General features: G+C 32.3%; 10 protein-coding genes. 6 read left to right on the top strand and 4 right to left on the bottom strand.

Annotated elements, in window-relative coordinates; translation table 11 throughout:
• Positions 1 to 3084: DUF6443 domain-containing protein (locus RG22_RS16630; RefSeq protein WP_244462156.1), on the bottom strand; the 3084-nt coding region annotated here is incomplete at its 3' end.
• 6 nt (positions 3085 to 3090) lie between these two features.
• On the bottom strand, positions 3091 to 6321 hold the full coding sequence (locus tag RG22_RS16635) for an RHS repeat domain-containing protein (RefSeq protein ID WP_034045368.1): 3231 nt from the start codon (positions 6319 to 6321) through the stop codon (positions 3091 to 3093).
• Positions 6322 to 6683: 362 nt separating this feature from the next.
• On the opposite strand from RG22_RS16635, the gene RG22_RS16640 reads away from it, so the two are divergent.
• From RG22_RS16640 to RG22_RS17750, 3 genes are all read left to right on the top strand, one after another.
• A complete protein-coding gene (locus RG22_RS16640; protein WP_034045370.1) occupies positions 6684 to 7256 on the top strand; it encodes a Crp/Fnr family transcriptional regulator in 573 nt (190 codons plus the stop codon).
• Between the two features lie 184 nt (positions 7257 to 7440).
• Entirely contained in the window at positions 7441 to 7875 is a 435-nt protein-coding gene (locus RG22_RS18045; RefSeq protein ID WP_034040217.1) for a transposase, read from the top strand.
• A 23-nt stretch (positions 7876 to 7898) separates the two neighbouring features.
• Complete coding sequence (locus RG22_RS17750) at positions 7899 to 8741, top strand: IS3 family transposase (RefSeq protein ID WP_034040219.1); 843 nt, start codon at positions 7899 to 7901, stop codon at positions 8739 to 8741.
• Positions 8742 to 8805: 64 nt separating this feature from the next.
• Here the strand turns inward: RG22_RS17750 and fumC are convergent, their stop codons facing one another.
• On the bottom strand, positions 8806 to 10203 hold the full coding sequence (gene fumC / locus RG22_RS16655) for a class II fumarate hydratase (protein ID WP_034045372.1): 1398 nt from the start codon (positions 10201 to 10203) through the stop codon (positions 8806 to 8808).
• A 176-nt stretch (positions 10204 to 10379) separates the two neighbouring features.
• Here fumC and RG22_RS16660 point away from each other — a divergent pair, with 176 nt between their 5' ends.
• Together RG22_RS16660 and RG22_RS18050 are read left to right on the top strand one after the other, a co-directional pair.
• The gene (locus RG22_RS16660) at positions 10380 to 11021 is read left to right on the top strand and encodes a peroxiredoxin (RefSeq protein WP_034045375.1); all 642 of its coding nucleotides are present in this window, start codon (positions 10380 to 10382) and stop codon (positions 11019 to 11021) included.
• 94 nt (positions 11022 to 11115) lie between these two features.
• The gene (locus RG22_RS18050; protein ID WP_199099752.1) at positions 11116 to 11292 is read left to right on the top strand and encodes a hypothetical protein; all 177 of its coding nucleotides are present in this window, start codon (positions 11116 to 11118) and stop codon (positions 11290 to 11292) included.
• Positions 11293 to 11358: 66 nt separating this feature from the next.
• Here the strand turns inward: RG22_RS18050 and RG22_RS16665 are convergent, their stop codons facing one another.
• On the bottom strand, positions 11359 to 13812 hold the full coding sequence (locus RG22_RS16665) for a TonB-dependent receptor (protein ID WP_034045377.1): 2454 nt from the start codon (positions 13810 to 13812) through the stop codon (positions 11359 to 11361).
• Positions 13813 to 13997: 185 nt separating this feature from the next.
• On the opposite strand from RG22_RS16665, the gene RG22_RS16670 reads away from it, so the two are divergent.
• On the top strand, positions 13998 to 14805 hold an 808-nt coding region (locus tag RG22_RS16670), incomplete at its 3' end, for an IS982 family transposase (protein WP_204244196.1).

The raw sequence follows: 14805 nt of genomic DNA on the forward strand, positions 1-14805 counted from the left end.
GTTAAATGCTATTGGATTGTTCATTGCATATGCATACGTAGAATTATGTATCTGCCCAATTGCACCTGCAAGAAGGTCAATATTCATCCATCTACCTAATGCAGGGTCATAATTCCTTGCAGATACATCATACCAATCTAAACCTAACTCATCTTGATATTCCTTACCGCCAAACTTATACTTAAGCGCAGGATTCGTACTATTCACCACCGCATTATACCCTTTATGTTTAAGTCCAAATGGATAGTAGTTGTTTTCTTCTAGTATTTCAAGACTACCATTGCTGCCTTTATAACTCAACCTCACATTCCCTAAATGGTCTTTATACTGGTATACATACTCATAACCACTACCACTAGCATCTACATAACCTTCAGGATGATTAAAGAATTTCAAAGAACTGCCTTCGTACACATAGTTACCTGCATAATCTGTGGTGGTTGGCGTAATACTATTATTATACACAAACTTTCTCAGCTTTACACCTGTGGCATCGTAAATATACTTAATTTTTTTGTTATTGTTGTTCTCAAATTTTACTTCATCAGGTAGGTTTAAATGATTATAGGTAATACCATTGTTTGAAGGGTTGCCAATGCCCTTGTTCTGATCCTTGAGCATGTTACCATTGGAATCATACGCATAATCATTTGTAGAACCATTACTACCATCTTCAAAACCACTAGCTCCATCAATTAGCTCCTCAACCTTTAGTAGCTTATTTCCAGAATCATAAGTATAAGCCAAATAATCTAAAGCAACACTTTGTCCAAGACTACCTTTTTTATGTCTCTTTAAAGCAATTAAATTTCCATTTTTATCATAAGCTACATCAAATAACCTAAACCAATTAGTTTCCCCAGAATTGCTCGAATCATAATTGGCATCAGTAATTCTATTTAAAGCATCATAACTGTACTTATACCATTTTAAACTATTGTCCGTATTGGCAGTTTTCCACACGGTTTCAGAGATGTTACCATTAAATAAATTTGTGCCTCCATGATTATTAGTATTATAATTAAGCTTAAAACTAAATAAATCGTTACCCAAAGTGGTTGGGTTGTTAATTTGTTTTAACCAACCTCTTACGTTATAGGCATAATTAACCTCTTGAAGCCTTGTTGCATTTGAAGATTTACCACCTACGCCTTTAGATTCTAATTGCCCTAAATCATTATAGGTATTATCAACTATAGTTTCTTGATCTAGGGTGTTTATTGTTTGTTTTTGTCTTAACAGCCTTCCTTCATGGTCGTACACAAAAGCATCTTGTGTGTTTATATCTGTTTGTTCTGTTTTGGAATGTGTCGTCGTAGTTTTATCTACTTTACCTACAAAGTCTAAGGTGTTTTGAACAATATCTGTAGTTTGTAAATAGTCATTAACACTTTTTACATAAATAGGGCGTCCTTTTACATCGTATCCTGTTATGGTGGTAATCCAATTTGTAGGATTTGAACCGTCTAAAACACGTACTTTACTTCCTGTAGCTAAGCCTTTTGTTAGTTTTTGTGTACCACTGGAGTTATTATAGTTAATAAGGGTTTGCCCATCTATATTTGAAGGCATGTTTGTAAACCCATCAAAGGTGTAATTATCGTAATAGTTGATGGTAAGTAAAACAATATTTGTACTTGGGTAATTATTGTTGTTATAATAAGAGTTATCATATCCTGTTCCCGATGTTACTTTGGTTTCATATTGCTTGGTATCTAAATCATTTTGTGCTATAACATGGGCTTGCATGGTAGGTTGTGTAGTTTGTACGGTATTGGTATGCAACCCTGTATACACCACTCTACCAAATACATCGTATTTAGTAAACATCCATTGGTTTGAGAGTTTTAAGTTGGTATCTTGGGTTAATACAGGTCTATCTAGCTTATCGTAAACAATATATTCCCAACCTTTTCCTGGGATTTTCTTTTCTACCAGTCTATTTCTGTAGTCGTATTTATATTGGTAACAAAGCTCTGAGAGTGCTGTAGCATCTGGCTTTGTTGTTTGAGGTTCAGATTTAGGTGGTAATACATAGCTTAAATTACCATAATCGTCATATACATAATAGGTATCGTGTGCGACATTAGTTTGTGTAACGCCATTTACTTTTGATGTGCCATAAGTACGCTTTAAAATGACACGCCCTTGTTTGTCTTTAAACTCTTCAGTAGTATGTGCTTTTGATGATGTACCATCATGATTCTCATCTTTTGTGATGGTTTTATATAATTCTCCTGCTCCATAATATCCAGCAACTCCAGAATCTAATATTAAGGTTGGGGTATAGGTATTATTTGCAAAAGACAAATCTGTTTTATAGAGTCTAATATTGTCATTGCTAGGATTTGTTGTATTGTTAGGGTCGAAAGTATTGGTTTGATAATCAAAATCTATTTCGTGACCGCCTCCTAGTTTCCAATCGTCGCCAGGAGCGGCTTGTTTTAATACTCTGTTTAAAGGTGAGGCTTCAAAACCTTTTTGCGAATAGGCCGTTATATCTTGTGCATTGGTAATGCCTACAAAATCATCAGCATAATTGGTTTGATAGTATTGTTGTGTGGCTAAAGCTTTATTACCTCTGTAATTCCCTAAGCTTCCTGTGGTTTCGTAGTAAGGTAACCAGTCTTTATCTTGTCTTCCAAAACCATCATAATCAATATGGGTTATTATATCTTTTTTATCTGGCGCAGATTTAATACCTATGCTTTGTATAGGTCTACCCAAGCCATCAAAATAAGTAATTTGTTCTATTACATCGCCTTCTTTTGCTGTGGTCGCATTAAAACTTGTCATTGGTTTTTGATAACTTCGTGTAAACACATAATTTTCATTACTAAAAGTAATGGGAGTATATGGGTCTGTCGCCGTGGTTGGTTCTATAATTTGGGCTGTAAAGGTACTACCGCTTTGTATATGCGTTCCCGGACCTAAAATAATACTTTGCGTCGCTGTAAGTGCTTCTGTTCCTGTAACTATATAGCTTGACTGTCCCGATTCTGGTGTACTAATGGTGGATGGTGTTTGTGCTATAACTATTTGTGTAACAAACAAAAACAACAGGGTGTATATATAATTTTTCATCGTTTTTTAGTTTTTATAGTTATACTCGTTTTCACTTAAAATATGACCATCTTTGTCTTTAACCTGTTTTAAACGGTTAAAGGCATCGTATTCATAATATATGGTATACCCTTTGGGGTCGGTTACACTGGTGACTCCTATTAATGGGTCGTAGGTGTAGGTGCTTACCATAGCGTTAGGAAATAGGCCTCTAAGATTGTTTAAAGCGGTTCTTAAATTGTCTTCTGTGGGTGTATCAATATCATTATTTGATGCTGTAACTGCACTGTTAATAGCGGTTTGTATATTTGTAGCTAAACCTGTAAATGTGGCATTTTCTATCTTTGCTATAGGATATTGTTCATTATAGCCCCATACATATATTATATGTGTGCCGTTTGATTTTGAGACTTCTACAGGGTTACCTTTGTGGTCGTAATCGTGATATATGACCCTATTCTCTAGAGCGTTACTTCCTTTTGAAATCTTAACAGACTCAGGTAAATTTAAACTAGGCCATTTGGTATGGTTATATACCGTGTATTGTGAGGATAGTTTCGCCGCATCTTTATAAGCATCCACTTGCAATGCTATATATGGAGCTTTTTTTATCAACAAGTTATTTTCAGCAGTTGTTTTTCCCGCTTCATTAAAGACATAAGTTGTAATACTTTTTTGTACACTACCCTTACTATCAATCATTTCGTTAACCGTTGGGATATAATAATTGGCAATACCATAAGAATCCTTATCATAGTTTTTAATATTAGTTTGTATTAAGTTTCCTGAAGAATTGAATTGTTTTTCTATTGTTTTTGAAGGTAGGTTGTACCCAGTATATATATTATAAAAAGTAAAACTTAAATCACTTCCCTCTTTATGTGTTTTTACACCTCTTACAGTACTTGCTGCATTTTCTATATGATTGTCAATAGAAATATCTCCCTTTGAATAATTTAATGTATCATAATAATATTTTTTTTCATAAACCTCAATATAATTATCACCTTGTTTTTTGAACTTTATATTTTTCTTTATTACACCTCTTAAATAGTCTTTACTATCAGTTTGTGGAAGTGGGTAATGTGGATATTTTTTACCTAAATAATTAAAATAATCTAAGGCAGTATTGTTATAATGAACACCATTATATGAGTCTGGGTAATCATCTACTGTTGTATAATAAAACTCCTCTTTCCCCGTTGCTGTATTCTCATGAGAAATAGTTACTTTTCCATAACCTACATCAGAGCCTTGAGTCGTAAATAGGGGTGTATAGGAGTTCACATATCTAATATAAAAAACAGGTGAACCTGTTTGAGAAGACCAAGAGTAGTTCTCTAAAAACCTAGAGTATTCGGGAACGTTAATCACTCTTCCTGATGTCAATCCATCATTGCCATCATAATTAAAGTTTCGTTTTGTTGTTAATGTACTATTTTTGTAATCCGATATACTTTTAACCCTCAAACCTCCAATAGTTTTTATTTGAGAATTACTTTCAGTAGTCCATTTTAAAAGTACTTGAGCAGGATCAGACTGTGTGGGACAAGAACTTACAACCGTAGACTCTAAAACAAACCAAGCTTGATAATTTCCGTTAGACAAAAACAGATCTTGGGGTAGAAGGGACAATGTATATGTTTGATTAGTAGCAGTATTCTTTATATAAACTTTCGGTTTGCATTGATTTACTGGATCATGGTAAGAACCCGAGACCGTTACCTTTGTTGTACTAGCATTTGAATTGATAGTAAAAGGAAGTATAGTGTTTTCCCAATACACACCCTCAGTAACATTGGTTAACTCCCCTTGCAATTCATCATTTATAGCAGTATGGGATTCGTAGTCAAAAACAGTTTTTCCTCCCGTTGGATACTTAACCTCCATTAAAATCCCTGCTTTTGCATAATTAACATCAGGTACCCTATTTGCGGTTCCTACTTCCAGTGTTTCTATTTTATTATTAGATGGGTTATATGGGTTATACCAAGTAATAATATGTTTGGGTTCTAAGGTTGAGTTTGAGTTTTGCCCATTATAATACCCCCAATGATCTTGTGCCTTAGAAAATCTTGATGGCAAATAATGCGAAGTAGCATAAGTAAAAATAGTTGGAGGATTACAATTATTATTACCATCACATTCCTGTATCGAGGTTAATACCAATCTTGTTGTCTCTTCATTTGGCAAATTAGCACTTAAATCAACTAAGGTATTTGTAGTCATATATTTATACGAAAACTTTATCGTCTTAATTATTTTTCCATGAAAATCCTTTACAATAATCTTATCTAAATATTTATTGTTACTCAAATCTTTTCTATTTGATGTAGATGCTACAAATTCAACAGAGCCTTGGGAAAAGACAATTTTTTTTAAACGCTTGCCTATATAAGATGTTTCAGTAAATATATTTCCTTCAATCTCATTTCTCTTTATAAAAGTACTTACGGTTCGTTTTAAGCTATAGCCATAGGTATCATACTCAAAATCTATGGCATGTGTCTTATTACGGTTTTCCATTTTTCTTAAATACCATGTAGAAGGAAACCCTCTAGTATCAGAGTAGCTAGTTCCAAAAGTTATAGTATTACTTCGCTCTTTGTCTTTAAACAGAAAGGTGTTTCCATATTCATCATTTAATGTGAAATCAGTTATAACATCGTCATAAGTTTCACAATGGACTGGAGCAATAGACTCAGGTTCAATACCAATATTGTGAGTTACTTTAATATCTTTTTTGGGCTTAAAATAAATACTTTGATCATAATTATAAAAGAAACTTCCACTACCTCCAGGGTAATTGTACATGAACTTGTCTGGTTCTCCATCCCTATTTCCATTATTGATCTGTTCATAAAGCGAATAATTAGCTGTAATGGGAGCTGGTATACCATTTGTTCTAAAAAAACCAAATCTGGTATCATCCTCATCAGCAATACCCCTAATTGTTCTAGATATTGCTCCTCCAGCATTAAGCGTCCAACCTAAACCAACCCAACTTGCTATTTCTTCTACTTTAATTCCGTTACCTCCTGTATATTTTAAATAAATTGGAACAGATAGCTCGCCTTCCTTGACTTCCCATATAGGAATAGATATATCTGGAGAACCCGTATAATTATTCGTTTGGGTATTGCCATATACATGGAATGCAGAAGCATTTGGTGATGGAGGAACGATGGTAGGTAAATCTTGAGCTGCAATATTAAATGTCAGCAAAAGAAATGTAAAAATTAAAAATCGTGTATTCATAAGAACATTATTTATGGTTTGTAATGTGCTTATAAAATTAGAAAGACGTTTTGGATTTTGGGTAAGCTAAAACCTTAGTTTTAGTAAGGTTAAATTATTTATTTTATAAGTTTTGAGTTGTTTTTAGCTTACTAAAAGTGAGGTAAAAACTTACTGTTATTTCAAAAATATTCCGTATAGGATAATAATAAGTTTTTAACTTGGTTTATATAGTTTACTGACTCGTATAAAGAGGCACTTCATTTTTTTTAAATGCAATTAGCACATAAACAAGTTTATTTGCAAATTGTAGATAAACTAATTATTAATGCAGTAGAAGGTATTATATTAGGATATACTATATATACTTAGGACAAGCAAATATGCATAAAAATTTTACTTTTTTAAATTCTATTTCAGACATATCTGAAGATACTTTTTCTGAAATTCAGAAAATAACCACATTTAAAAGAATAAAGGCAGGATCTCAAATTGTAAAATTAGATGATGTGCCTTCAAAAGCATATATGATTGTTTCTGGAATTATACGTTGCTATTTGATAACTGAATCTGGAAAAGAATTTAATAAAAGTTTTTATTTACCATTAAGTTTTGCGGCTTCTTTGACGGCTTTAATGAAAAGAAAGCCGTCATCGTTGGTTTTTGAAGCCTTAACAGATTGCAAAATTTATGAGATTGATTATTATAGAGTAATGGGTTTGTGCAAAAAAAATTCGGCGCTAAAAGCATTATATACTAAGATTTTAGAATTTCTATATATAAAGTACGAAAAGCGTTTAATAGATTCCATATCGTTAAATGCTACCGAGCGTTATCTTCAATTAAAAAAGCAAATACCAAATGTAGATAAACTGATTTCTCAGTATCATATTGCATCATATTTAGGAATAACTTCAGTACAGTTAAGTAGAATAAGAAAAAAAATAGGTAGCTAATTAACAAATGTTAATTAATAAGAATATGTTAAATTATATCTTTGACTCGATTTCTTTTGTTAATTGTAAAATACAAAGGATTAATAGCTAATCAACCAAAAAAAAAACAGGTAATTATTACCTGTTTTTTTATATAACATATTTGTCCCGTCCTGAAATAGCGATACACTAAAACTTTAGTGTAATGAAAACATCAGAAAACACAGGTTACGTTAAGCGTACCCAAAAAGATTACTCCCTTTCTTTTAAACTAGAAGTTGTCCAAGAAATAGAGCAAGGATTTCTAACTAGAAGCCAAGCACGTGACAAATATGGCATTCAAGCTGGTTCGACCATTACCAGATGGTTAAAAAAATATGGTAACTTTGACTGGCAAGAACAAATCTCCACCAGTATGTCTACAACTCCCGAGCAACGTATTTTAGAATTAGAACAGCAAGTAAAACTATTAGAAAAGCAGAAAGCAAGAGCTGAATATCTAGCAGAACGCGCAGATAAAAAAGTGATTCTTTTTGATATGATGGTTGATATGGTCGAAAAGGAATATAATATTGATGTTAGAAAAAATTACAATCCCGAGTTATTGACCGCTTCAAAGAAGCCCACAAAGAAACAGTAGTTTCTACCTGTTATTTACTCGGGATTGATAGACAGGTTTACTATAGGTCGATACAATCCAAAAGACAAAAACAAAGTGTTGCCCAAAAAGTAATAGCACTAGTGCAATCCGTTCGCATATCCATGCCAAATCTTGGAACTCGAAAGCTTTATCATATACTGAAAACACAATTAACAGCTTTAAATATTGGTAGAGATAAACTCTTTAGAATACTAAGAGCAAACCATTTACTTATAAAACCAAAACGAAGTTATCATGTTACAACAGACTCACATCATCGTTTTAGAAAACACAAAAACTTAATAAGTACTTTAGAAATTAAAAAACCAGAACAAGTTTGGGTTAGTGATATCACATACACAGGAAACAGAAAAAATCCATCTTATCTCGCTTTGGTTACAGATGCTTATTCTAAGAAGATTGTAGGGTATAATGTATCTAACAGTTTAAATGCATCTGGTTCTATATTAGCTTTGGAAATGGCTATTAAAAACAGAAAATATAAACAAAAAGGTTTGATTCATCATTCTGATAGAGGTTTACAATACTGTTCTGATGACTATCAAGAAAAACTAAAAGATAACTTTATAAAACCAAGTATGACTGAACAATATGATCCTTATGAAAATGCTATCGCAGAACGTATAAATGGTATTTTAAAACAAGAATTTGGTATAGCGAAACACAATGTGGATTTAAAGCTAAGGATCATTTTAATTAAAAATGCAATAAAAATTTACAATAAAAAAAGACCGCATTGGTCTAACAACATGTTAACTCCAATACAAATGCATCAACAAAACACTTTAAAACCAAAACGATATAAATCAAAAAACCTGAACAATAGTAATATTGTTCAGGTTTAATTTATAAATTTAATCCTTTATTAATCTGTATCGATTATTTAGGACTAGACAATTTAATGAAGTTTTATTTTAAACTCCCTACCATATCTTCAGGTTTAACCCAAGCATCATAATCTTCAGCAGTTACATAACCTAAATTAATAGCCTCTTCTTTTAATGTAGTTCCGTTTTTATGTGCAGTATTAGCAATTTCTGCAGCTTTATAGTAACCTATTTTAGTATTTAAAACTGTAACTAGCATTAAAGAGTTATTCAATAATTTAGTTATTACTTCATGGTTTGGTTCTATACCAACAGCACAATTGATATCAAAACTTACACACGCATCTCCAATTAGCTGAGCAGATTGCAAAAGATTTGCTGCCATAACTGGTTTAAAAACATTTAACTCATAATGACCTTGCATTCCACCAACGCTAATAGCCACATCGTTACCCATTACTTGCGCACAAACCATAGTTAAAGCTTCACATTGTGTTGGGTTTACTTTTCCTGGCATAATAGAACTACCTGGTTCGTTAGCTGGAATTATAATTTCTCCAATACCAGAACGTGGTCCAGATGCCATCATTCTAACATCATTTGCTATTTTATTTAAAGATACCGCTAGTTGTTTTAAAGCACCGTGAGTTTCAACAATAGCATCATGTGCTGCTAATGCTTCAAATTTATTTGGAGCTGTTATAAAAGGGAGCTTTGTAAATTCTGCAATATATTCTGCAACGCGTTTGCTATAACCTTTTGGTGTGTTTAAGCCAGTGCCAACTGCTGTACCTCCTAAAGCTAATTCGCTTAAATGTGGTAACGTATTTTCTAAAGCTTTTATACCATGGTCTAGCTGTGCTACGTAGCCAGAAAGTTCTTGTCCAAGTGTTAATGGAGTAGCATCCATTAAATGTGTGCGGCCAATTTTAACTACATTTTTAAAGGCTTCAGCTTTTTTATTTAGTGTATCACGTAATTGTTTAACACCAGGAATTGTGGTTTCAACTACTTTTTTATAAGCTGCAATGTGCATGCCAGTTGGAAAGGTATCGTTAGATGATTGCGATTTATTAACATCATCATTTGGCTGAATGGTTTTTTCGCCTATACCAATAGTTTTTCCGGCTATTTGATGCGCTCTGTTGGCAATAACTTCATTCACATTCATATTACTCTGTGTTCCAGAACCTGTTTGCCAAATAACTAGTGGAAATTGGTTGTCGTGCTTGCCATCTAAAATCTCATCGCAAACCTGTGTAATTAAATCACGTTTTTCAATAGCCAGCATACCCAATTCGCAGTTTGTGTAAGCTGCCGCTTTTTTAAGATAAGCAAAACCGTAAACTATTTCTAGTGGCATCGAAGCCGGAGCTCCAATTTTAAAGTTATTTCTAGAGCGTTCTGTTTGTGCTCCCCAAAGTTTATCAGCAGGTACTTTTACCTCGCCCATAGTATCTTTTTCTATTCTGTAACTCATGGTAATAATGATTTAATTATAAGATACAAAGTTAATTGTTTTCGTCTGGTTATTATTATGATATTTGTTAGTTTTTACAACTTCTTTTTAACATATAAATAACGAATGTTTTTGCTTAATTAAATTAAAATCTACTAATTTAGTAGGATATAAAATATAATTTAAAAAATACAATTATGGCAACAATTAGATTAGGAGATGAAGCACCAAATTTTACAGCACAATCTTCAGAAGGAACTATTAATTTTCATGAATGGTTAGGCGATAGTTGGGGCATTCTATTTTCTCACCCAGCAGATTATACACCAGTTTGTACCACAGAATTAGGAACGGTAGCAAAATACAAAGCTAAATTTGACAAGCGTAATACTAAAGTTGTTGCATTAAGTGTAGATGGTGTACAGTCGCATCATGGGTGGATAAAAGATATTAATGAAACGCAGAACACAACAGTTAATTTTCCGATTATTGCTGATGAAGATAGAAAAGTTTCAGAACTTTACGATATGATTCACCCAAATTCAGATAGTAAACTTACAGTACGCTCTGTTTTTGTAATTGATAATAATAAAAAAGTAAAACTTATTATAACATATCCTGCATCCACGGGTAGAAATTTTGATGAATTGTTACGTGTTATCGATTCATTACAACTAACGGCATATCATAAAGTAGCAACACCAGCCAATTGGCAAAACGGAGATGATTGTGTGGTTGTACCATCTGTTGCCACAGAAGATATACCAAGTATATTTCCAAAAGGATATAAAGAAGTGAAACCTTATTTACGAATGACGCCTCAACCTAATTTGGATTAGTAAAAGACTGTTGATAATTTTTAATTTTGATATTGTATAACACATCTCTTTATTATATCTTTGCATAAGATTTTTTAATAAGACACTTGCAATTATGTTTGATTTTGATCAATATTTAGGATTTTTAGCTTTTTTAACCATTTTAACAATCGGTTTTTGGTTAATGATATTTTTATTAACTTTTGTAATCCCTTATTGGATTGGAGGTTCTTTAATTGAAAGATTAAAAGAAATTAGAGAAGAAAAGAAAGCGAAACGTAATGCTGCTTAAAACATAATATATACAAAACAAAAAAAGGAAGCTAATTTAGCTTCCTTTTTTTGTTTAAGATTGTTTTTACATATCCACATCTCCGCCACCAAAATCACGATTGCGTTCGCGTTGTTTCTGTTGGTTAAACCTATATGTAAAAGATAAATTATAAGTACGTCCACCTCTAAATTGAATTTCTTGATCAGAAGTAAACGTATCTGTAATAATATGGTTTTTAAAAATAGCACTATTTAAAACATCCCTAACATTAAATGCTATTGAAGCGTTATCTTTAAACAAATCTTTACTAAAGGCCATATTTGCAGAAAAACGTCCTTTTCTATTATTTTGAGCATCATCACTAGGACCTCTATAATTCATATTGGTTTGCCAATCGATTTTGTTTGGTAATGTTAACTTATTGCTTAATCGCACAGACCAATTTAAAGCATCCGAACTTAAATCGATATCATTGAATTCGCCTTCTCTTTTTAATTTAAAAAGATTAAAATCAGTATTTACACGCCATTTGCGTGTAGGACTATAGTTTAAGTTAAACTCAAAACCAGAACGATTATCCGTTGCTAAATTTACTGGGCCTCTTTGTATTACTGGAAATGCTTCATTATCAATAATAACGGTTTCTCCTGTTTCTCTACTAACAAAAGACATGATATTTGTAGAATGTTCATAATATACTGCGGTGCTTAAAGTAAACTTTCCAAACCTATTTAAGTAGCCTAATTCAAACTTGTCAGAATAGGTAGGGTCTAGATCTGGATTACCTTGAAATACATTGGTTAAACTAGAGCGAGACGGAAAAGGGTTTAGCATAAAACCACGCGGTCTTCTTAACCTTCTATTATAGCCTAATGATAAACTTTCGTTATCGCTTAATTCGTAATTTAAGTTTGCGGTAGGAAATAAACCTGTGAGGTTCTTCTTTTTAAAATCACCACTTGTTGGTTGGTCTAAAGTAGTTCTTGTGTTTTCTAATCGTAATCCTAATAAATATGAAAACTTCTCAATTTTACTACCATATTGTGTGTAAACAGCGGTTATGTACTGTTTGAAGTTGAAAAGATTTGAAAGATTATTATTTATTTCGAATGCTCCAGTGTTAGGATTTAATAATTCTACAGTATAATCTGTAGAGCGGTCGCTAAAATCACCTCTAAACCCTATTTCTATTTGACTCATTTCACCAACAGGTAAGGTGTAATCAGATTGTAATAATATGTTTGTTTGGTTATCTAGAGTAGTCACAAAATCTGTATCTGTACCATCAACATTTATTAATGAGTTATCGTCTTCATTAGAATCTTCAAATTGAAAATCGAAAGTTAATTTATGATCGGTTTTATCAAAATCTTTTGTGAAATTTAATGAGTATTGAATAGTTTCTCCATCTTCTCTTTCTGGATCTAATCGAACACTTTTACTTGTTGTGCTATTTACTTTATTAAATTGAATAAGATTGTTTACCGAATTATTGTCGCTATTACTATTACTATAAACTATAGAAGATGTTAACGATGCCGAATCGTTTATATACCATTCAATCCCAGCGTTTGTATTAAATCCTTTTCTTATATCTACCCAATCTCTTTTTTCATCTAAATCGGGCGTGTTAATATCATTGTATTTTACATCGTTATACCAGCGACCAATAGATTCTCTATAGCTATAAGATGTAGTATTAAAAAAGTTAACATTGCCCGTTCTGTAATTAATATTACCAGAAATACCAGCAGCATCTGGATGACCAACATTTCCAGTAATCGCACCATTAAGCCCGAGTAATTTACTACGGCGTAGAATAATATTTAAAATACCGGCAGTACCTTCGGCTTCGTATCTAGCCGATGGCGATGTAATAACTTCTACTTTTTCTATAGATTCGGCTGGTAATTGTTTTAAAGCATCGGTAGAATTTAAACCCACTAAGCCAGATGGTTTACCATTAATTAAAATGCGTACATTATCGTTACCTCTTAACGCTACATTTCCCTCAGCATCTACTGAAACTGATGGCACATTATCTAAAACATCACTTACTGTTCCGCCACTAACCGTTAAATCTTTACCAACGTTGTATATTTTTTTATCTAGTTTAATTTCAACTGTAGTACGTTCAGCAATAACTTCTACTTCTGCTAACGATTCTGCATCTATTTCTAATAAGAATGACCCAATATTTTCATCAGTAGTTAGTTTTTTATTTAATATTTTTTGAGTTTTAAAGGCGATATATTCGATAGATATATCATAAATACCTGTTTTTATGGGAATGCTAAAATCACCATTAGCATCTGTAATACCTCCAGTTACAATTTTGTTTTCTTTTTTACTAAAAAATGCAATAGTAGCGTATTCTAAAGGTTCTTGGGTTTCTTTATCAATAACTTTTCCAGTAATTACAACTTCCTTAATGATTGAAGTAGGTGACGTGCTTGAAATTTCTGAATTTTCAGGTTGTGAAAAGCCTTTTGCAATACATAAAAAAAAGGAGAGGGCAAAAATAAATAATTTGTTCATGGTTAGGTTTTACCGTTTTAGACAGCAAAAATAACCTATGGTTTAAGGTGAATAGGTTAAAGCTTTGTTAAAAAGCTTTAAGCATTTTAAACTATATAATACCCGTTGTGCATTATGATTTAAAAGAAAAAAGTTGTCCATCTTACTGATAATCAGTAACTTATTTTAGCGATAAAACATTAATTATGAACAACTTAAATGCAAATTACGAAAGAATATTGGAAGTATTAAGAAAAATATCAAAAGAGCAGCTTTTAGCTTATCAAAGACGACAACCCAAACTGAGTGATTTGGAGTTGGTAAGCCTAAGCCTTACATCAGAATATATGGGTATAGATAGTGAGAGTAACCTATTTAGACAACTTCCTGATATCATTTCATCAAAAATTAACCGCAGTGTTTATAATCGTAGAAGAAGAAAGTTAGCAAATCATATTGATGCAATACGTTTAAAATTGGCTACTCATTTTAATGAATTTGAAGACTATTTCATTGTAGATAGCATGCCTTTAGAGGTTTGTAAGCTATCAAGAAGTTCTCGTTCAAGAATATGTAAAGAAGCTACTTATGTCTTTCCAGACAAAGGTTATTGTGCTTCTCAAAGTGCTAATTATTATGGGTATAAATTACATGCTATTTGTTCTGTTAGCGGTATTTTTCAGAGTATAGATTTGAGTCCGGCATCTGTTCATGATGTGAATTATCTTAAAGATATTAAAGCACAAATTAGCAATTGCACTTTAATTGGTGATAGAGGTTATTTATCCGCAGAAATTCAACTTAACTTGTTTGATACTTGTAACATAAAGCTAAATACACCGATGAGAAATAATCAAAACAATTACAAAAAACAACCGTACATTTTTAGAAAATCGAGAAAGAGGATAGAAACTTTATTTTCTCAACTGTGTGACCAATTCATGATAAGACGCAACTACGCTAAGTCTTTTGAAGGCTTTAAGACCAGAATAATATCTAAAATAACTTCGCTAA

Origin of the sequence: Wocania ichthyoenteri Th78, from assembly GCF_000789235.1 — a bacterium.
GTDB lineage: Bacteria > Bacteroidota > Bacteroidia > Flavobacteriales > Flavobacteriaceae > Wocania_A > Wocania_A ichthyoenteri.